Origin of the sequence: Flagellimonas crocea, from assembly GCF_033441595.1 — a bacterium.
Classification (GTDB): domain Bacteria; phylum Bacteroidota; class Bacteroidia; order Flavobacteriales; family Flavobacteriaceae; genus Flagellimonas; species Flagellimonas crocea.
On record NZ_JAUZVX010000001.1, the window covers coordinates 1 to 19,636 of the forward strand.

At 41.3% G+C, this 19,636-nt stretch carries 18 protein-coding genes; 4 read left to right on the forward strand and 14 right to left on the reverse strand.

From position 1 onward, the window contains the following. Positions 1-189 precede the first annotated feature (189 nt). Both SD449_RS00005 and SD449_RS00010 read left to right on the forward strand, forming a co-directional pair. Positions 190-429 carry a hypothetical protein gene (locus SD449_RS00005; RefSeq protein ID WP_318308040.1) on the forward strand — a complete coding sequence of 80 codons (240 nt, stop codon included), beginning with the start codon at positions 190-192 and terminating at the stop codon, positions 427-429. A gap of 31 nt (positions 430-460) precedes the next feature. Continuing rightward, a complete protein-coding gene (locus tag SD449_RS00010; protein ID WP_318308041.1) occupies positions 461-1,078 on the forward strand; it encodes a hypothetical protein in 618 nt (205 codons plus the stop codon). 228 nt (positions 1,079-1,306) lie between these two features. Here the strand turns inward: SD449_RS00010 and SD449_RS00015 are convergent, their stop codons facing one another. Both SD449_RS00015 and SD449_RS00020 read right to left on the reverse strand, forming a co-directional pair. Beyond that, a complete protein-coding gene (locus SD449_RS00015; RefSeq protein WP_119646624.1) occupies positions 1,307-2,041 on the reverse strand; it encodes a LytR/AlgR family response regulator transcription factor in 735 nt (244 codons plus the stop codon). Between the two features lie 18 nt (positions 2,042-2,059). Then, positions 2,060-3,850, reverse strand: a complete 1,791-nt coding sequence (locus SD449_RS00020) for a tetratricopeptide repeat-containing sensor histidine kinase (RefSeq protein WP_119646623.1) — start codon at positions 3,848-3,850, stop codon at positions 2,060-2,062. 165 nt (positions 3,851-4,015) lie between these two features. Between SD449_RS00020 and SD449_RS00025 the strand changes: the two genes are divergently transcribed. Further along, positions 4,016-4,474, forward strand: a complete 459-nt coding sequence (locus SD449_RS00025; protein WP_119646621.1) for a PspC domain-containing protein — start codon at positions 4,016-4,018, stop codon at positions 4,472-4,474. A gap of 359 nt (positions 4,475-4,833) precedes the next feature. Here the strand turns inward: SD449_RS00025 and SD449_RS00030 are convergent, their stop codons facing one another. After that, complete coding sequence (locus SD449_RS00030; protein ID WP_318308044.1) at positions 4,834-5,208, reverse strand: response regulator; 375 nt, start codon at positions 5,206-5,208, stop codon at positions 4,834-4,836. Next, the gene (locus SD449_RS00035) at positions 5,198-6,391 is read right to left on the reverse strand and encodes a sensor histidine kinase (RefSeq protein ID WP_318308045.1); all 1,194 of its coding nucleotides are present in this window, start codon (positions 6,389-6,391) and stop codon (positions 5,198-5,200) included. The genes SD449_RS00030 and SD449_RS00035 overlap by 11 nt, the downstream gene beginning before the upstream one ends. A 525-nt stretch (positions 6,392-6,916) precedes the next feature. Between SD449_RS00035 and SD449_RS00040 the strand changes: the two genes are divergently transcribed. After that, a complete protein-coding gene (locus SD449_RS00040; RefSeq protein ID WP_318308046.1) occupies positions 6,917-7,867 on the forward strand; it encodes a TerC family protein in 951 nt (316 codons plus the stop codon). Positions 7,868-7,919: 52 nt separating this feature from the next. On the opposite strand, the gene SD449_RS00045 is transcribed toward SD449_RS00040, so the two are convergent. From SD449_RS00045 to SD449_RS00090, 10 genes are all read right to left on the reverse strand, one after another. Then, positions 7,920-8,516: a Crp/Fnr family transcriptional regulator gene (locus tag SD449_RS00045; RefSeq protein WP_318308047.1), complete on the reverse strand. Its 597-nt coding sequence runs from the start codon at positions 8,514-8,516 to the stop codon at positions 7,920-7,922. Between the two features lie 168 nt (positions 8,517-8,684). Then, entirely contained in the window at positions 8,685-10,997 is a 2,313-nt protein-coding gene (locus tag SD449_RS00050) for a glycoside hydrolase family 3 protein (RefSeq protein ID WP_318308048.1), read from the reverse strand. Between the two features lie 80 nt (positions 10,998-11,077). Continuing rightward, positions 11,078-12,109 carry an alpha/beta hydrolase gene (locus SD449_RS00055; RefSeq protein WP_318308049.1) on the reverse strand — a complete coding sequence of 344 codons (1,032 nt, stop codon included), beginning with the start codon at positions 12,107-12,109 and terminating at the stop codon, positions 11,078-11,080. A 21-nt stretch (positions 12,110-12,130) separates the two neighbouring features. Beyond that, on the reverse strand, positions 12,131-12,430 hold the full coding sequence (locus SD449_RS00060) for an AtuA-related protein (RefSeq protein WP_318308050.1): 300 nt from the start codon (positions 12,428-12,430) through the stop codon (positions 12,131-12,133). Between the two features lie 3 nt (positions 12,431-12,433). Continuing rightward, positions 12,434-13,771 (reverse strand): acyclic terpene utilization AtuA family protein, encoded by a 1,338-nt coding sequence (locus tag SD449_RS00065; protein WP_318308051.1) that lies wholly within the window; start codon positions 13,769-13,771, stop codon positions 12,434-12,436. 1 nt (position 13,772) lies between these two features. Then, complete coding sequence (locus SD449_RS00070) at positions 13,773-15,071, reverse strand: CitMHS family transporter (RefSeq protein WP_318308052.1); 1,299 nt, start codon at positions 15,069-15,071, stop codon at positions 13,773-13,775. Positions 15,072-15,129: 58 nt separating this feature from the next. Continuing rightward, positions 15,130-16,500 carry a Gfo/Idh/MocA family protein gene (locus SD449_RS00075; protein WP_318308053.1) on the reverse strand — a complete coding sequence of 457 codons (1,371 nt, stop codon included), beginning with the start codon at positions 16,498-16,500 and terminating at the stop codon, positions 15,130-15,132. Position 16,501: 1 nt separating this feature from the next. Next, positions 16,502-17,095, reverse strand: a complete 594-nt coding sequence (locus SD449_RS00080; protein ID WP_318308054.1) for a gluconate 2-dehydrogenase subunit 3 family protein — start codon at positions 17,093-17,095, stop codon at positions 16,502-16,504. Positions 17,096-17,097: 2 nt separating this feature from the next. Continuing rightward, on the reverse strand, positions 17,098-18,804 hold the full coding sequence (locus SD449_RS00085) for a GMC family oxidoreductase (protein WP_318308055.1): 1,707 nt from the start codon (positions 18,802-18,804) through the stop codon (positions 17,098-17,100). Positions 18,805-18,872: 68 nt separating this feature from the next. Next, positions 18,873-19,589 (reverse strand): NUDIX hydrolase, encoded by a 717-nt coding sequence (locus SD449_RS00090; RefSeq protein ID WP_318308056.1) that lies wholly within the window; start codon positions 19,587-19,589, stop codon positions 18,873-18,875. Positions 19,590-19,636: the final 47 nt, after the last annotated feature.

Genomic DNA, 19,636 nt, shown 5'->3' on the forward strand with positions numbered 1-19,636 from the left:
TGATCTATTTAAGAGAGCGGCTTGATAATTATATTAGTTTTGTAGAAAACCTGTCCTAAACATCGGGGTATCTACAGACACAAACTGCAAACAGAATAATCTTGTAAAACCATTGTATGACCTTTATTTCAATTTATTCAGATAGTTTTATTAGATTTTAAAAGAAAACAAAGTTCAAATAAACGATTGATGGGTTCAAGATTTTGGAGGCCAATATTCAATTTCTTTGGTGCTGGCGCAAGATGGATTTGGGGTTCTATTTGGAGAACTCTTCTAAACAAGCCAAAATATACATGGAAAGAATACCTATGTGGCCCAGATAATCCAGATTATTTTGATGAGATGGGACATGGTTTTAATAATGTTTTGATTGGTATTCTGGTTTTATTTTTCATATTAATCCCAATCATAGAAATACTATTTAGATAACTCTATGTTTAAAATAAAGTTCAAATAAACGATGCGGGAGCAACCAACTTCATTTGCAAAATTTGTAAACAACCAAGACCTAAACGTTGAGGAAATTTCCATAGAAGAATTTGTCAAGATGGGTAAGGAAAATATCATATTTCGTAATGACTTCGCATTTTTGAATTTATTCTTAGACATACAAAAACTTGACAATGCATTGAATTTAAACACTCCTCTAAAAAATATATTTCCAGATTCCCAAAGGCCTGAGAAATGGACTGAATTTAGAAATCTAACTGACTTGAACATTCCAGATTTGGAATGGCAGGACCGCAAGGGGTGTATTTATTTAACCATCCTTGGACTTGGGGCTGTTTTCGCTATTTATTCATTATTTTCAAATAAAGACTTGTCATTTTTTTCTTTGCTTCATCCAGAGATTCTGGTTCTAGGCTTTATAACTTTAATAATGCTGATTGTGGGAATCGACTACTTTGCAAAAAAACTAAAGCCTAATAATAAAATACCTTATTCGGTCAACAGTGATGAAATTGGTGGATTTATAGGCAGGGTTCTTACTTACAATAGACACAAAATAAAGGATGAATTTGAAGAACTATATTCAGATAAGTTCAGGGAATTAAAGGATGAATATAACAAGAGATAGTGTGATTAAAGTTCAAATAAACGATGACTTAGCCAATGGTGTGTTTTATCCGTTTGGATTACTTTCTATATTGTTGATGAAGGATTTATAACGAGATGGACAGATAAAACGGTTTGGCCATTAATTTATTCACTAATCATAGTAATTGGCGTTTGGATTTTTAGACTTCCAAACACGAATAGTGTGGTTTAATTAAAACAAAGTTCAAATAAACGATAATCTTCTGACTCATAATTTCCCGCATAATTTGATGAATGCCTCTTTTCTACGGGTGGATACTTCTAATTTCATACCATCCTTGAGGATAGTAAAGCCATCTTTATGATAGGAGTTTACATATAACAGGTTAATAAGATGGGAATTATGGATTCTAAAGAAATGGTCTCCCTCCAGAAGTTTTTCAAAATGTTTTAGGGTTTTGGAAGCTGTATATTTTTTACCATCAGTTGTAAAAATATGGGTATAGTTTACATCGGCTTGGCAACGAACAATATCTTCCATTAATAGAAAAACATATCCATCATTGGAGGGAACACTGATGCGTTTAGGGCTGTTATTGGTAGAAATATGGGAGAGCAGTACCTTGACCCGGTCATGTAGTTGTGTTTGTTCTATCTTATCCGTGGCTTTTTGAAGGGCCATTTCAAAATCATCCTTGTCCACTGGTTTTAAAAGATAGTCAATGGCAGAAAATTTGAAGGCCTCTATGGCATATGTTTCATATGCCGTGGTAAAAATTAGGCTGAAATCTCGTTTTGAAACGGACGACAATACATCGAAACCCGTTTTGTCATGGAGCTGCACATCCAAAAAAACGATATCGGGGCGTGTTTTTTCCAACCCGATAATGGCATCATCTGCATTTTCAAAAATGAACAATTGCATATCAGCGCTATGGGGTTTCAATAAGTTGGCTAGGTGATTTATGCAATGCTGCTCATCATCTACTATAGCTATTTTCATATGGGCTTTTGTTCCAATTTAAAAAAGGTGTTCAAGTGGTAAGCTGATTTCTACCCGCGTACCCTTTTGTTCTCCAAGGTCGATAACTTGCAATCTACCTTCTTTGTTTTTTTGTTTGTTCAAAATCTTGAGTCGATTTTCAGTAATTGCCACCCCGAAAGACTTTTTGGATTCATTTCCATTTGCTGTATGCTCTATTCCCCGTCCATTATCCTCGATGGAGCAAATGAGCATGTCTTGATTTTCATTTATGGTTATTTGAATTTGTCCCATTCCATCTCTATCCCGGAATCCATGCCAGATACTGTTCTCAATAAAAGGCTGTAACAGCAATGGGGGTACCAATGTATTTTCAACTTCGAGTGCTTCATCAACCTGAATATGATATGAAAATTTACCAGGTTGTCTTTTGGCCTCAACCTGAAGATAGAGTTCAAGAAACTTTAGGTCCTCTTCCAAAGGAATGGATTTATTTTCTGAATTTTCAAGCACCATCCGCATCAATTTGGCAAACTTGGTAAGGTATTCCAATGCCGTTTCATTGTTGTTTTTAAGGATATAATCACCTATGGAGTTGAGAGCGTTGAATATAAAATGTGGATTCATTTGCGCTCTCAAGGCCTTTAATTCTGTATCGGCAACCAATACCCTGAATTCTGCATCTTTTTTCTGTTCCAAGACATCCCTTCGTCTTTTGTACAGCACAAATCCTAATACCGATGCTGCTAAAAGACCTCCACCCCCCAAGAGCGAAGCCGTTTTGATGGTAGACTGCCTATCGATTTCCGCTTGAGCAATGGTCCTTTCCTTTTCAAATTCAAACTCCAATTGACTGCGGTTGATTTCTACCCTCCGGTTCTGGTTGTTGAGGCTATCCTTCAATACTGAAAATTTAGTGTAGGCTTCCAACGCCTTGGAAAATTCTCCTTTGGCCGAGTACACATCGGCCAGCGTGCCCCAAGCGGACTTTTGAAGAAAAACATTTCCCTGTGCTTCACTCAGCTGTAATGCTTCGTTGGCGTATAGCTCAGCATTAACATAATCCTTATTGCCCAGGTAGGCCATTGAGGCATTGGCGTAGGCCGTGGGTCTTACAAATTCAATTCCATATTGCTCAATAAGGCCGATACTGTTTTCTGCAGATGCCAATGCGGCGTCCAATTGATCTGCCTGACTGTAAATCAATGATAGATTGCTATACAGGTTGGCCTTGTATGTTGGATTGTTTGTTACCTGTTCCAAGTTCAATGCCTTTTTGTAATAATAAATGGCAGAATCCAATTGGTTCAATGATCCGAAAATATTGGCAATGTTTGCAGTGGCGGTCAGCTCAAGGTTTTTATCGTTATGTAAGACCTTTTTAAACTGCTCCAAGGCCTTACCGTATTCTTCCTGCTCATAGTACAAAGTGCCGATACCTCCATAAATACTCCATCCAAGCGTTTGCAAGTCCTTGTCCTTTTCCATGAGACCCAAGGCTTTGTGATAATATTCCAGGGCCTTGTATGGGTTGGAGAAGGAATATTGATACACTAAGGCCACACGTTCATATCCCACCAAAAGTCCTTTCCAATATCTCAAGTCCGTTGCCAAGTCTACCGTTTTTTTTGAAAATGTCAAGAGGGTGGTATCGGAAGGATTGGCAAAAAGGGCCTGTTTGATGTATTGGTTTCTTAAGTCGATGGTTTCTTGATTGGCAACCGTACTTGAGTCAATTTTCTTAATCAGGGAATCTAGTTCCATTTGAAATTGTTGTGCGGAAGAATGCACTACAATGGAGAATAACATCAAGGTAAAGATGTATTTCATATGGCAACCGATTAATTAATTTGAAGTCAAAATGAAAATACACATTTTCGCAAAGAATAAAGGATATGCTACACAAAATAAGTGGGAAAGGGCAGAAAATCATTAGCGATTTTAGATTAGAGATGTCAATCTTAATTTTAAACCAACAATCATTACCTAAAACAAATGGATACACAGAAAATAATCCAATTAATAACTCGTCCCGAAAAGATTTTATTGGGAGTAAGCAGCAAGCTCGCGTTAAAATTGAACCTACAACCTATCATCATGAGGGTTATATTTGTTGTCCTTACATTGTTGTTTATTCCGTTAGGAATATTGGCCTATTTGGGAGTGTATCTAGTGCTGAACAAAATGGCAGGTAAGATGGTGACCTTTGCCCTTATGGGAGCATTATTGGGAATTCCTTTTAGCTACTATTTTCAATCCGAGATGGTTCAACGTATGGCAGGTGGCATCACAGGGTATGTGAAAAATTTTGTGACAATTGTGGATGATGTGGACAGATTTGTGGGCAGTGGGATGGATATTATTTGGGATGCATTGATTGGAGTAGTGGTCTTTACATTGATTGGCGGGGCCATTGGATATTTTATGGATAAATCTAAACAGAAAATTGATTAATTAATGCGCCAAGTTTTTAACTCGAGCTAGTTCTAAATCTATTTAATAAATATTGATTAGTTTTGGTTCATACGAAAGGAGATTACCCTTAGTAGTCTGTAATTCGGTTAGTAACAAAACATCAGCAAGGTAAAAGCTAATAAAATCAAGGGATTGCGAATGGAGTTCAAATCCTTCCGCTATCACTTCAAAGTTTAAACAAAAGCAAAGCCCTGCATATCTTTTGAATTACAGGGTTTTCTTTTTTTTGGTCCATCCTTGAAATGGCTGAATTATTCAAGGCTACATGGCTGAGAACAATCTTTTATCACAACCTAAAAAGAGCAAAATTTATTTGTGGAAATACAATGAATGCAGATTTAGCTAGCACTTATTTTCTGTTTTAATTCTTGGATTTTATCCTTGGTAAGAGGCTTTTCAATATAGGCGATTACAGATTTGTAGTTTTCTGCTTGTTTTTTATCATCAGGATGTGTGGATGATGTTAGCATTGCAATTTTCGCATCGTTGCAAAGTGCTTTTGTTTCTCGCTCTTTTAAAAATTCCCAACCATCCATAACGGGCATGTTGATGTCCAAGAAAATAATATCGGGACAATCCTTTTCCAAATACTTGAAGGCTTCCAATCCATTCAATGCCTCGTTAACATTTACAATACCAATATTTCCAAGTACAATTTTATGAATATAATTGGTTGTTTCATTGTCTTCAATCAATAATACATTACTGAACATAGCTTTCATTATTAAGATAAATATGGAATAGGGCGCCTTCGTTGGGATTACTTTTAACCTGAATTTTTCCGCCGTGCGAATCCACAATGGATTTTATAAGGTACATACCAACGCCCATACCTTCCACATGTGTGTGAAACCGTCTAAACAATTTGAAGATTTTCTCATGATGTTTTGACGAGTCAAAGCCCATACCATTGTCCTTTACGCAAAGACAAGAAACGCCATTTTGTATTGTGGTTTTAATTTCAATCTCCAATGGTCTGGCAGGATTTCTATATTTGATGGAATTGGTGAGCAGGTTTTGCATGATACTTTTTAAGTGGAGGGCTGGATACTCAATTTCAGGGCACTGGGAAAAGTCAGCCGATATGTTGGCCTTTGCCGTATTAATTTGTTCGGTAATGCCCTCTTTTATCTCCTTCAATATATCTTCGAATTTCAACAGTTCTCTGTCGTATATTGATATGGCTTTGAAATTTATCACCTCATTCAGGGCGTAAACCGTTTTATGTAGCTTTTCTACATTTTTCTTCAGCCTCTGGTACAATTCTTTGTTTTGAGAATCTGTAATGGATTCAACATTGATCATTTCGGAGAGAACACTTAGGTTGGTCACCGGTGCTTTTAAATCATGGGCCGCCACATATGAAAATTCTTCAAGCTCCGTATTTTGTAATTCAATCTGCCTAGTATATCTTTTTACTTTGGTCATCTCCTCCTTCAAAGCAATGTTGGACTCTTTTAGCTTCTTTTGGGTAAGTTTCTGTTCTGTGATATCCTGAATAAAGACGTGGATCAAGGGTTTTTCTTCTAAAATGTATTGACAGGGTGTGGCTTGGGCAATGAAAACGGTACCATCCTTTTTTTTGAACCGGGTCTCTACACTTAGCTTTTTCTCTTGCTTCATCTTGTTCAACACCTCGGTGGAGTGTTCCAACTCATCGTGGGTATGAAGGTCAAATATCTTCATTCGGCGTAGCTCCTGAAATGAAAAACCAAACATTTCAATGGCACTATCATTGGCATTAATGATGTTCATATCCAAGTCGTGCACTAAGGTTGGAATGACAGAATATTCAAAAATTTGTTTGAAAATATCACCACTTGCATCAAGCTCCCTAGAATATCCAGGAAAATCTGATTGTTCAGAAATATTAGGTCTATTTTTTTCTTTAGCCATTAACTTCTGTTTTAATTTTCTAAACGGCTGGCCGTTGTATCTAGATTAGCTTTGTTGTAAGTGGAACAAATTTCCCTATATGTTCCGATAAAGTACTTACAGGAAATTACAGTATTTTATTGATTTTTCTTACTATTCTAAAGGAAATCCGATTTTTTTTAGTTGAAAATCAAAAGACAGATTGTAATGATCTTTACGAAAAAACCACTCCCTTAATTTTAATGACAATGGTAAAGTGTTGACTTTCAGTTTTTAATGGAGCCTATTTGATGGCGATATAGTTATAAGTATTTGCTTTCATTTTAAATCGTGTAGAATATGATCCGGAATTTTTTTCAATTGAAAGTTAAGGATTTACAACGGCCCAATTAGAAATAAGAAGAAATCCATTAGCGCTTTATTAGCTCTAAAAATTTGCAATCTCTCAATACTTGCTTAACTTTTTATAAGAGGGACGGTTTTAAGATTTTTTTTGATTCTGTGATCGTTCCTTTGCTTATTTTCGGGCATTACTTTTAACCGCTTATGACTGTTTGGATTGTTTTTTTATTGGGTATTCTCTTTTTTCTTGCCTTAGATCTTGGTGTTTTTAACAAAAACCCGCACGTAATCAGTGTAAGGGAAGCCTCTTTGTGGACCGGTCTTTGGATTACCATGTCCATGATTTTTTCAGGGGTCATCTATTGGCTTTACAGTTCAGGGAACATCGACAATGTGGATAACCTTGAACCTATGGATGCCACCATGAAGTATATCACCGGTTATCTGATAGAGCTTTCTTTGAGCATTGACAATATCTTTGTGATTGCCGTAATCTTTACATCTTTCCAAATACCACAAAAATATCAGCATCGAGTATTGTTTTGGGGAATTTTGGGAGCTATCGTATTCAGGGCCCTTATGATATTTTTTGGAGTCGCCCTGATCAAGAAGTTCACCTTTACCACCTATATATTTGGAGCATTTTTAATATTTACCGCTATTCGGATGTTGGTATCCAAGCAAAAGCCCTTCAACCCCAAACAATCTTTTGTGTATCGAAACTTGCGAAAGATAATGCCCATCACCACACATATGGAAGGGCAAAAGTTTTTTGTGAAATTGCGCCACATTACTGCAGCCACGCCATTGTTCATCGCCCTTGTGATCATTGAGTTTTCCGATGTACTTTTTGCCTTGGACAGCGTACCCGCGATTTTGGCCATTACTTCCGATCCGTTTTTGGTATTTAGTTCCAACATTTTCGCCATTTTGGGCCTCAGGTCCATGTACTTTTTCTTAGCGCATATGATCAATAAGTTCCATCACCTTAAATATAGTTTAGTGGCCATTCTGAGTTTTGTTGGGCTTAAACTGATCCTCGCCCATCAAATTAAATTTCCGGAATGGGTTTCCCTTGGGTTTATTGGATTGGCGCTCGCCGCCGGAATCTTGACTTCCTTGTATAAAAAAGAAAGTCCAAATAAGGAAGTTTGATTTTCTTTGGTTTTCCAACAAAAAGTGAACGAAACACCACTTTCAAAGACGATTAAACTCTTTCCTTCATCAATCGGGATAAAGTTTCAGGTCTCATTGCCAAAAAGGACGCCAAGTATTTTTTGGGAATTCTATCCACAATCTGGGATTTGTTGTTTTCCATAAAATAATCCAATCTCTTGCCTGCATTGGGTATTCTGGCCAAATAGACCCGTTGTTCTGCCAATACGTAGTAGTTTTCCAGCAGTAGACGGTTTATTTGATTCATTTCCGGGAATTGGTTCAAGCAATACAAATAGTCCTTATACTCCAAGTAATCACAGAATGTTTTCTCCAGACTTTGGATGTATTCTTCACTTTCTTGATTTCTAAAGAATCCGGTAATGGAGGTAAAAATTTCTTTTTCGCTATCTACCCAAGTGGTTATTTCGGAAGATTCACTGACAAAATATCCCCTCACCATTCCTTTTTTGATAAAATATAGGCTGTTGCAGATTTCTCCAGCCTTGCTGATGAGTTCATTCTTTTCGAAACTGCAGCTTTTTACGTTTTGATCAAGATAATTTTTAAGTCCGGAACTTAATGTATGGATGGAATTTAAAAAGGGAACTATAAAGTTATTTTCCTCTAGGTTCTCGTTAAGAAGCATTAAAAAATATAGTTTGGTTTAAATTTTCATCAAAAATAGTACAAGAAGAATATGCAAGGCTCTTTTTAAGATTTAAATATCCTATGCTCGGATATTTTTAAATTATAGAGAACCGAACCCATATGAAACAAGCCCCAAAAACGGGGCCTGTTCAATAATAGTTCTCATCTATTTGTAATTTTCAACGCGTTCATCACTGATAACCCCGTTCCAATTGAGGCCGAAAGCGAAATCATAGGTGTTTCCGTTGGAATCTTTATACGGTTCCATATCCCTTGGCACATCTTCATACTGTGCTTCAACCGTCATCATACTACTGGGCATTTGGAAGGGTAGCAGGGCCGATGGTTCTGTCTTACCGGAAACAATATCCAGTATGGCCTGATCCTGAACCCCCATTTGGACCAAAATAGCATCGGAATACGATTCAATCTCTGCAAAAACCATAGGTTTGGACACTTTTACAACGACAACAACTGGTTTATCGCCCATTTTTCGCTTGGTATCCGTAACCAGTGCCATATCCGATATATTGGTAGCAGTGGTCGTTTTGTCCTTGTAGGAACGATTGGTTACCCCTTCTTCCAATGGGCTACCCGCTGCGATGCTTTCATCCCTGGCATTTGTAGCGGTGTAAGTTCCGTATTGCAAACTAATGGGTACATAGCCGTTGCCGCCTTTTTCACTATCGGCAACATCATAGCCAACACCACCGTTGGGACTCTCAATACCTACCAAGGCAAAATCGGCCTCTCCGGGCTCCTCGACGACCTCAAAATACTTTGACACTAACTCCATGTTAAAGGGATGCTCCGTACGTTCTTGGGTGGCCACACCGAACCAGTTTACGGTCGGGGCAACATATCGCTGTGGAACATAAACTTTGCTCTTGGTCTTAACAGGCAGTGTTTGGTCATTATTTTTCAGCATCACCACGGATTTAAGCTGTGCATTGTACCCAGCTTTCATAAACTCTGGGTTGCCCACTATTTTTTCAGTTTCATCTACTTCCAAGTAAGGATTTTCGAACAAACCTGTCCTGAAAATATTTTTAAGGAGACGAACGGCGGAAGTTTCAAAACGTTTTCTCATATATTCTTCGCCATGTTCCGCTACCCCTAGTTGATATGCCTCGATGACCGGGCCCATATCGTTGTTTCCACCGAATTGGTCACAACCGGCCTCAATAATTTTATAATGTCTTTCGGCCACGCTTAAATCTTCCACTCCCCAAGGTTTCCCTTGAAACTCATAGACCGTTGCCGCATCTCTCGTTATTCCCCAATCGGTACATACTACACCATCATAACCGTAGGTGCCCCTAAGAAGGTCTGTAATCAAATATTTGTTATAGGCATTGCCTACATTTTCTCCATTCTGGTCATCCTGTTCGTAGGAGATGGTGTAATAGGGCATTACGGCAGCGGCCATTTTAGTTGGTCCTTCCAGTGCAAACGCACCCTCCGTAAAAGGTTTCAGGTGGTCTTTAAGGTTATTGCCTGGGTAAACCGCATAAGCGCCGTAACCAAAGTGACCGTCACGCCCACCTTCTTCCGGTCCTCCGCCCGGCCAATGCTTCACCATGGCATTTACACTATTACTGCCCCAATCACCGTTTTCCGACCCTTGGAAGCCTTCCACATAAGCCCGTGCCATATCGGCGGCAAGTTTGGGGTCTTCTCCCATAGTGCCATCAAATCTGGACCATCTGGGCTCAGTAGCCAGATCTATCTGTGGGGATAGTGCTGTTGCGATACCTAGGGCACGATATTCCTGGGAAGCAATTTCTCCGAATTGTTGCATCAACGCTGGGTCAAAGCTGGCAGCCAATCCCAAGGTACTTGGCCACATGGATATTTTTCCGCCTGCACCGGCATTGAACTCGGCATAGGAGTCACTGCCGTGCCTTGGGTCGGAGCTGGTGTTTATTGGTATTCCCATGCCAATACCTTCTACCATGGCTTGGGCATTGTTGTTCCATTGAGCGGCTACCCCTGGGGTTTCTACTTGGGTAATCAACACATGTCTCAGATTATCTTCCTCAAGAAACTTCTTTTGGGCATCAGAAAGATCACTGGGTTTCGCTCCGCTTTCGGCATAGGGCTTTCCATTATAGGTCACCGCGCCAAAAAAGCTGTTGCCACCACCAGGGATGGATTGGTGGGCGCTGTAAAGCATCAACCCTGCAATTTGTTCTACGCTCATTTTAGTGGCCAAGTCATTGGCCCTTTCATCGGCGGATAACCTCCAATCTTCATAAGGGTCCAATGTCCCATTTTTGTTAAGGTCTTTAAAGGCTAACTGATCTTGGGTCAAAATGGCAATCCCGGATTTTGGACTATAACCCAACGTAGCTCCTTCTTCATTATGGACCAAGTTGAAATCACCTTTTTGTTCTTCGGTAAAGTTTGGAGAACATCCTATGAATGCGAAAGCAAAAGAAAGAATCCCCGTTCTTAAAAGTTTTTGTGAAATATGCATGATAGATAGTTTAGTTTCTTATTATGATTTGATGGCAATTTAATTGCCGTGCTATTCATAAAATATGATTTTTTACAGTATTATTCTTCAAACTGAAGATATGACTCGAAAAACGGTAGCACCTGCTGCGGAATACGTCCCTCTTTCGTGTAGATGTTGTTTACGTGGGTTCCAATGTATTCTTCTGCAAAATGGTCTATCCCTAAGTTTTCTAATTTGATGCTGAACATTTTACATTGCTGTGTAAATCTTTCACCAGCGTTACGTCCCCAATCCATTTTAATGGCCTTAAGACTTTTGAGGTTATCGATATAGTCTTCCAAATTGTAGAAAGGCATATTATCATGCCACTTTTTTAGCGTTTCCTGATGGATCACCAATTCGTCATCTTCGTAGCTGAAGGGAAAATCGCAATAAAAGGGCGGATTGTTCGGGTTGGGCGACCAAGAACGTCCAAAGGCTACCATAACCTTTCCAAAATAAGTTTTTTCCAGTTCCTCATAGGTCGATATTTTGGATAGTTGCTTAAAGGTTTCGCTGTTTGGACCGTATTCCCTTACAATGGCCAATGCACCGGGACTAATGGCATATACTGTGTTGAAGACATCGGGATGCTTCATGGCTATGTTAAATGCACCATATCCTCCCATACTGTGACCCGTGATTCCTCGACCTTCTTTTTTTGCAATGGTCCGGTAGTTTTTGTCCATGTAGGTGACCAAATCCTGTACGGTAAAGTCTTCCCAATTGCCAAAAGTCCCAGAATTGGAATAAAAACTGCCCTCGTATGTAGTTTTTTGGTTGGGAACCACCAATATAAACGGTCGTATGCGTTTGGTTTCGATAGCGTAATCCAAAATTTCCATCATAGGGGCCAACATTTGATGGTCCCCGTAAAACCCATGTAAAAAGTAGATTACCGGATATTTTTTGGTTTCATTTTGATAGTCGGGAGGGAGGTAGACCGCAACTTCCCTAGTGGGATTTTCCCCAAATTCGTTGGCCAAGTTTTTGGAATAAATGGAATCGATGACCAAGCTTCCCTTGGTGTTCTGTGAATAGGCCAGCTGTAGGGATACAATGACCAGGGCGAGTTTAAAAAGTGTTTTCATCAATCTAGTTTTGGTTTTAATTTATAAAGGCATTTCCAACAAAAAGGAGGATAGCGTTTTGCCGTGCTTGTCCAATCTGAGCGAACGGGTCACTCCTCCGCCAAGCGCTTTATGGATCACAAAATTAAGGGCGCCCAGTTGGGGGAGTTCGTAACGGGTCACTTCTCCTTCGACCATTGGGCCAAAAAAGGATTTTACCCTTTCAGCGGTAACCCCTTTATGCAGTGTTGGATAATCCTTTTCATCAAAAGCGATTACCGATATGTTTATAATGTTTCCTTTGTCTCCTGTACGGGAATGTGCTATATCTTTCAGTTTCATTTGTTAGCTTTCAAAATATTCGACTACTGGGACAACCTGGTCTTTTTTCATTAAAATGGACTGTATGGCTATTATTTCGGTGACCGATTTGGAAATCCCGCCACCCGCTGCCGGTCCGTTGGTGTAAAGTGTCTCAACCTCATTTACCAATCGTATGGCCTCTTTTTTATTCTTTGTTTTGGCGGCGACCCGAAATCGTACCTCTGAAGGTATGGTTTCGGAATCGTTCCCTTTAAAGAGACTGTTGATTCCGATCAAGTCAAAACAGATATCTTCTGTTTGAATCTGAGCGGCTTTAAGTCGGTCTTTGATAATTTCAATGGCCATTGAACCTCGTTCCAGGGCATAGCTACCGCCATAGCTTATTTGGGCATCTGCCAGGTAGCCATCATGATAACCCACGGATACTTTTAACTTTCCTGTGAGCGGCTTTCCAGAAGCTCCCGAAACGGCTATTTTATCTTTTTCGATTTCTTTGAAGATAACACCTGAAAAATCGGCAACTACGTTCGGGGTAAGGTACTCCGCAGGATTATGTACCTCGTACAACAATTGCTCTTTACAGGTGGCCGGGCTTACCATACCTCCCGAATTCTTCAATTTGGTAACAAAGAAAGTGCCATTATTCTCAATTTCGGCGATTGGAAACCCTAAATTGGCCAAGTTTGGGACTTGTTTTTTGTTCCCATCAGCAAAGTAGCCCCCGCATACTTGCGCGGCACATTCCATTAAATGCCCCAGGGCCGTCCCCTTGCCCAAAAGCGGAAAGTCCGTAAAAGACCAATTAAATTCATGAATGATAGGAGCAAGGAAAAGCGCCGGGTCGGCTACCCTTCCCGTAAGTATAATATCCGCCTTTTCTTTGAGTGCCGATAGTATTCCCTCGGCCCCTAAATAGGCATTTGCGGAAATCACTTTTTCTTGGACCGATGCAAGGGGTTCTCCGCTTTCCATGAAGGTTTGTGTGTCAAAATCAATCAAGGATTTTACATCGTCGCCATATACCGCTGCTATTTTAATATGGTTCAACCCAAGTTTTTTGGCAATATCGGCTGTTTTTTTTGCGGCAGCGATAGGGTTGGCCGCTCCCATATTGCTTATCAACGTTACTTTTTTGGAGACACAGAGGGGCAAGCAGGCCTCCATGCGCTCTTCTAGTAGAGGGTCGTAGCCCAATTGCGGGTGCTGCATTTTTTGAAGCTGCGCCAATGCAATGGTACGTTCGGCAAGGCACTCAAAAACAATGTAGTCCAGATTGCCTTTTTCAATGAGTTCCACGGCAGGTTCTATCCGGTCACCCGAATAGCCTGCTCCTGATCCTATGCGAATTGTTTTCTTCATTTTATATGGGAATAACTCCTATCAAAACGGAGATTAATGTCATTACAAGCGTGGTCAAAAAGGCATATTTGAATGTAAATTTTTGATGGTCTGCCAAATCTACTTTGGACAGTCCTATCAAAAGGAATGTTGCTGCGGTAAGTGGGCTCAATGGGAAGCCGGTGGTCATTTGCCCCATAAGGGCCGCTTGCCCCATGGTTGCGGAAGCAATGCCAAATTCGTTCCCTGTTTGGGCCAATATGGGCAGAAAACCAAAGTAAAAGGAATTGGGGTCGAACAGAAAGCTTAGTGGCATACTGAGTACAGCGAGCATAATCGGCAGTTTTTCCCCTGCCGACCTTGGAACGATTTCCACAGCGCTTTCGGCCATTTGGGCGATCATTCCCGATTCCTTCATGATTCCGGTAAAAACTCCCGCGGCCAATAGAATCGAAGCCATTAAAATTGCGGCCCTGGAATGAGAAAAAATTAAATCCTTCTGCTTTTCCAAACTGGGAAAGTTGAGCATCAGTACCACAACGGTACCGATCATGAAAACCATTGCAGGGGGAACGGCCCCTGTAATTAAAAAAACGAGTGCCAAAAGGGTAATGGCAACATTGGGCCAAAAGAACCTCGTTTTGGAAGGCATCGTAGGTATTTCGGCATTTGTTGGCACCGTCTCTTCGCTTTGCGAAATGTTTTTCTGAATATTGAGTCGTTTTGATTCTTTTTTCCCTAATCTCCAAGCCACAAGAATGACGAACAATAGTCCTCCTATCTGCGGTAGCATTATTGGAGAATAGATTTCGGCTACGCTAAGGTTGAGCGCAGAGGCCGCCCGAATGGTGGGGCCGCCCCAAGGGAGCATGTTCATGGTGCCGGCGGCCAGCGAGACCACACAGGCCAGAACACGTCTGTCCATGTTCAATTTTTCATACAATGGGAGTATTGCAGGGATTACTATTAAAAATGTGGTGGCTCCAGAACCGTCAAAATGTACGGTCATTGCCAATAGCGCTGTTCCCACTGCAATCAAAGTAGGGTTGGTACCGACCCATCTCAATATGGTATTTATGATCGGGTTGAACATGCCTGCATCGGTAAGGATTCCAAAAAAAAGTATGGCAAAAACAAACATGGCCACCACAGGGGCTATATTCTTTATCCCCGTTAAGGCAAAATCAAAGGTTTCCCAGCCATAACCAGAAATCAAAGCGCCTATTGTTGGAACTAAGATCAACGCTGCCATTGCGCTCATTTTTTTGGTAAGAATGAGTGTAAGAAGGACAATGATGATGAGTAAACTGGTTAAAAGCAATTGTTAAGGTTGTTATGTGTCTTATTTTATTGTTAGGGCATGTCATCATGTAACCTGATTATCCAATCAAATCCCAAGGATGTTTCCATGGACCCCGATACTGATGTTTTAATAGGGTAGTGGCTTCTACATCATCTATGATGATTCTTTTTTGAGGATCGTAGGTCAACGGCCGTTCCAATGCCATGGAAAGATTTGCGATAATACAACTGGCTGTGGAAATGTGCCCTTGTTCCACGTCGGCAATGGGCAATCCGTCCCTTTCTATGGAATCCAACAGGTCCAGCATGTGGGCCCTGGTTGCCGGAGCGGTATGCAATTCGATACCGTCTTCTTTCAAATCCTCCGGATATTTTTCCCTCTCATAAACAACTTCCTTTTTAATGGTTTCACCATCGCCGTTGGGAATAAATTCATATTGGTGCACACTGCCTTTTAAAGTCCCTTTTTCGCCATAAATAAAAAACGCCCATGGATATTCGGGGTCCGTGGGAGTACCCCAACTGCGGTGCTGCCAAATGCAGTTAAGTTCATCAAACTCAAAAATGGCGGTTTGTGTATCGGAGATGTTGGCAACTGAGTCTTTTTGCACATAAATACCTCCGGTTGAGCTCACTTTTTTGGGCCATCCCAGACCTAACATCCAACGAACGGTGTCCAGCATATGAACGCACATGTCGCCCACAATGCCATTGCCGTATTCCATAAATGCCCTCCATCTGCGGTGAGGGATTCCAATATATGGTCTTAACGGGGATGGTCCGGACCAAAAATCGTAATCAAAATAATCCGGGACTTTCTGGACTGGTGGATTGGCGTTCCACCGCATATGGTAATAGCAGCACATTTCCACATGGGAAATCTTGCCCAAAAGTCCTGCGTCAATAATATTTTTCTTTCCCTCCACTAAATGGGGCGTACTTCTTCGCTGTGTGCCTACTTGTACTTTTTTTCCAAGTTTTCTTGCGGTGGACAAAATGGCTTCTCCCTCCATAACGTCAAGGCTTATAGGCTTTTGAAGATATAGATGGGCTCCAGATTCCATGGCTTCAATAGCTTGGAGTGCATGCCAATGGTCGGGGGAACCAATAAGAACGATATCCAGGTCTTTTTCAGCCAACATTTTCCGGTAGTCGGAGTACAATCGCGGTTTTTTGCCCGACGGTTGACGCTGCGCTACCAATTTGGCTGCTTCTTCCAGTTGGCGCTGGTCAACATCGCAGAGCGATACCACCTCTACATTGGCGACCTGAATTAGTTTAAAAAGATCACTTTTCCCATACCAGCCGCAGCCAATAAGACCTACGTTCCATTTTTTTTGTGAATACATGAGGTCAAGGCCATAAGCTCCAAAAGAAGATAGGGCCAGTGCAGCGGAGGAGGTTCTTATAAAATTTCTTCGGTTGATGTAAAAATGCTTGGATTCCATGTTATAGGCTCCATTTGTTGCCTACTTCACTTAGTGGAATACATCCGTGGTATGCGCCAGGAATAGGGTCGTAACTCAACACATTTTCACCGATTTCCTCGGAGGTAAAATATCCCCATAGGGCCGTTGACTTCAGGGAACGATAAAAGCCGACAGGTTCCGGGTTGCCTACGGCGGTTCCCCAAACACCGCTGGCGAATTGGCCTGAATTTTCCTCTGCTTTTTCCAAGACCTTGATTTGGTCGGCCTCCGAAAGATTGATAAAGTTGTCTCCAAAATCGGAAATGCAATCGGCGTTGAATTGCTCTATTTCTTTTCTAAGGTGCTTTTGACCATCTGCATCATACAGTTGGGCATACACCTTATCCATAAAAATATCCACTTTTACATCCAGTGCACCGGGTGTTTCGGTACGGGGCAGTATCATATCCACTATTTTGGAAACAAATGCAGCTTCTTCCAAGGTAAGGAATTGGGGTTGCCAATCTATCCGTGATTCATTTTTGCAAGATTGAAGGATAGATAGCAGCGAAGGTCCGGCCACAACGGCTGCTGCCATACTTCCTGTAAATTTTAGGGCTTTTCTCCGGTCCATGATCAAATATTGAATTTTTTTAGTTCTTCCACGGCGTGATTGGCCGCTCTAGCTGTTAAAGCCATATAGGTTAGGGATGGATTTACACAAGAGTTCGAGGTCATGCAGGCTCCATCGGTAACAAATACATTTTTAGCCCCATGAACCTGATTGGTTCCGTTTAGTACGGAAGTTTTTGGATCACGGCCCATGCGGGCAGTTCCCATTTCGTGCACCCCATAACCGGGTTCGTGCTCATTATCAAACCCTATAACGTCTTTTAATCCTGCTTTTTCCAACATTTCCACCGCATCTTCTTGGATTTGTTTGTTCTGGGCCAGTTCGTTCTCTTTATATTCACAGTCGATGGATAGGGTAGGTTGCCCCCATTTATCGGTGACATCTTTGTTCAAATAAACCTTGTTTTCATGATAGGGCAGGCATTCTGCAAATCCGGTAATAAAGAACTCCCAAGGTCCGGGCTTCATGATGCTGTCTTTATAATCTCCTCCAAATTCCTTTCGATTGGCAGCCTCGCTATTCCCCATTCTGTATCCTGCGCCTTGAAAACCAAAACCTCGTAGGAATTTATCGGATTTTGAGTTTTCATCGATGTTCCAATAGCGTGGGATGTAGATTCCGTTGGGTCTTCGGCCGCTGTAATAGTTGTCCTCAAATCCTTCTACTTTGCCAAGTGCCCCTACACGGTAGGTATGGTCCATGAGATTATGTCCCAATTCACCACTATCGTTGCCCATTCCCTCTGGAAAACGGTTGGAGGTAGAGTTCAGTAATATTTGTGTGGTGCTGAGCGTGGAGGCGTTGCAAAAAATAATTTTGGCCTTGAATTCGATGTCCTCATTGGTTTCTGCATCAATGATTCGCACGCCGGATGCCTTGCCCTTTTCTTCGTCGAACATAATGGATTGAACGATAGAGTAGGGCCTAAAGGTAAGGTTGCCAGTGGCATTGGCCGCTGGAAGTGTTACTGCATTACTGCTAAAATAAGCTCCAAAGGGACACCCACGGCTACATCTGTTTCGATATTGGCATTGTCCCCTTCCGTTGATCGGTTGTGTTAAATGCGCAACACGGCCTATGATCATATGTCTTCCGGGAAAATCTCGTTCAATACGCTTTTTTATATCTTTTTCCACGCAGTTCATTTCCATTGGCGGGAGAAAATGACTGTCCGGTAGCTGAGGCAGTCCGAGGGCCTCACCGCTGATTCCTGCAAATTTTTCCACGTAGGTGTACCAAGGCTCCAAATCTTTATATCGGATGGGCCAGTCCACACCATGGCCGTCTTTTGCGTTGGCCTCAAAGTCCATTTCGCTCCATCGGTAGGTCTGTTTGCCCCACAAAAGTGAACGTCCGCCCATTTGGTGGCCCCGAATCCAAAGGAATGGTTTTACCTCGGTGTACGGGTTTTCTTCGTCGTTGGCATAAAAATGCTCGGTATCCTGGCCAATGAACCCGGAGCGAATCCCTTTATAGTGTTTTTTCTTTTGTTCAGGTGTAAGTCCCCCGCGCAGTTCCATATCCCAAGGGTCCAGGTTTGCGGTGGTATAATCTTTTGGATGCTCCACAACGGGGCCACGTTCCAAGACCAAGGTTTTCAACCCTTTTTCGCAAAGTTCCTTGGCGGCCCACCCACCGCTTATACCCGAGCCTATAACTATGGCATCGTAGGTGTGTTTGGGGTCTGCATCAATATTAAAGTTTGGCATTTTATTGTTTAGTTAAGGTTTAAAGGTTGCAAATATTGATTAACTTAAAATGTCTCTTTTGTTATAATTTAGGTTTCTTCCACTTTTGCTTCATCAAAACTGTAGAGGTATGGAGCTTTGTTGGCAGCTCCGGTGTACAGCTTTTCGTGTCTTTTTAAAAAATCCATGCTCAGCATCTTCCGTTGAAACGTGGTACGACGAAATTCTTTGTTCAAAATGGCCTCATATACTTTTTGCAGTTCCTTCATCGTGAATTTTTCTGGCAAAAGGTTGGTGCCTATGGGTTTTTTGCCCAAATCGTTCCGAATGGATTCTAAAGCTTTTTCTACGATTTCTACGTGGTCGATGATCAATGGGGGCAGATTATTGATATCGTACCAGTTGATGGAGTCCGAAAGTTTATCGGGTGTTGGCTTTACCTGATTGTAATCGATCAGGGAATAGTAGCCCACGGTAAGAAACCTATCGGCCAACCAATGGCTGTTGGTAATTTCGTACCCTTTTCCTCTTGCAATCTTTTTCATGGGGGTTGCACTGTCCCTGCTTAGTTTCCCGAAAGTATGGAACTGTTCCAAATGGATTTTTTCCAGACCAGTACGTTCCCTTACCCCCCTTTTAACGGCATCGAGCAAATTTTCATCCCTTCGAATGAAGCCGCCAGGTAGCGCAAACAAGCCGGAATTTTGATATTCTAGTATCAAAATCTTTAGCTCTTCCCCAGTAAAACCAAAGATTACAGTGTCGTAGGCAACATTGGTTATATGTTCTTTTTCTAATGGAAGCATGTTGTAAACATCGCAAAATTTACGTCAAAAAAACATAATTACGAAAA

What these genes read in the sequence shown, in the direction of transcription:
- SD449_RS00085 (WP_318308055.1), bottom strand. Translation starts at nt 18,804, where the DNA reads ATGCCAAACTTTAATATTGATGCAGACCCCAAACACACCTACGATGCC.
- SD449_RS00065 (WP_318308051.1), bottom strand. Translation starts at nt 13,771, where the DNA reads ATGAAGAAAACAATTCGCATAGGATCAGGAGCAGGCTATTCGGGTGAC.
- SD449_RS00060 (WP_318308050.1), bottom strand. Translation starts at nt 12,430, where the DNA reads ATGAAACTGAAAGATATAGCACATTCCCGTACAGGAGACAAAGGAAAC.
- SD449_RS00080 (WP_318308054.1), bottom strand. Translation starts at nt 17,095, where the DNA reads ATGGACCGGAGAAAAGCCCTAAAATTTACAGGAAGTATGGCAGCAGCC.
- SD449_RS00045 (WP_318308047.1), bottom strand. Translation starts at nt 8,516, where the DNA reads ATGCTTCTTAACGAGAACCTAGAGGAAAATAACTTTATAGTTCCCTTT.
- SD449_RS00015 (WP_119646624.1), bottom strand. Translation starts at nt 2,041, where the DNA reads ATGAAAATAGCTATAGTAGATGATGAGCAGCATTGCATAAATCACCTA.
- SD449_RS00090 (WP_318308056.1), bottom strand. Translation starts at nt 19,589, where the DNA reads ATGCTTCCATTAGAAAAAGAACATATAACCAATGTTGCCTACGACACT.
- SD449_RS00005 (WP_318308040.1), top strand. Translation starts at nt 190, where the DNA reads ATGGGTTCAAGATTTTGGAGGCCAATATTCAATTTCTTTGGTGCTGGC.
- SD449_RS00075 (WP_318308053.1), bottom strand. Translation starts at nt 16,500, where the DNA reads ATGGAATCCAAGCATTTTTACATCAACCGAAGAAATTTTATAAGAACC.
- SD449_RS00035 (WP_318308045.1), bottom strand. Translation starts at nt 6,391, where the DNA reads ATGGCTAAAGAAAAAAATAGACCTAATATTTCTGAACAATCAGATTTT.
- SD449_RS00040 (WP_318308046.1), top strand. Translation starts at nt 6,917, where the DNA reads ATGACTGTTTGGATTGTTTTTTTATTGGGTATTCTCTTTTTTCTTGCC.
- SD449_RS00020 (WP_119646623.1), bottom strand. Translation starts at nt 3,850, where the DNA reads ATGAAATACATCTTTACCTTGATGTTATTCTCCATTGTAGTGCATTCT.
- SD449_RS00030 (WP_318308044.1), bottom strand. Translation starts at nt 5,208, where the DNA reads ATGTTCAGTAATGTATTATTGATTGAAGACAATGAAACAACCAATTAT.
- SD449_RS00050 (WP_318308048.1), bottom strand. Translation starts at nt 10,997, where the DNA reads ATGCATATTTCACAAAAACTTTTAAGAACGGGGATTCTTTCTTTTGCT.
- SD449_RS00055 (WP_318308049.1), bottom strand. Translation starts at nt 12,109, where the DNA reads ATGAAAACACTTTTTAAACTCGCCCTGGTCATTGTATCCCTACAGCTG.
- SD449_RS00010 (WP_318308041.1), top strand. Translation starts at nt 461, where the DNA reads ATGCGGGAGCAACCAACTTCATTTGCAAAATTTGTAAACAACCAAGAC.
- SD449_RS00025 (WP_119646621.1), top strand. Translation starts at nt 4,016, where the DNA reads ATGGATACACAGAAAATAATCCAATTAATAACTCGTCCCGAAAAGATT.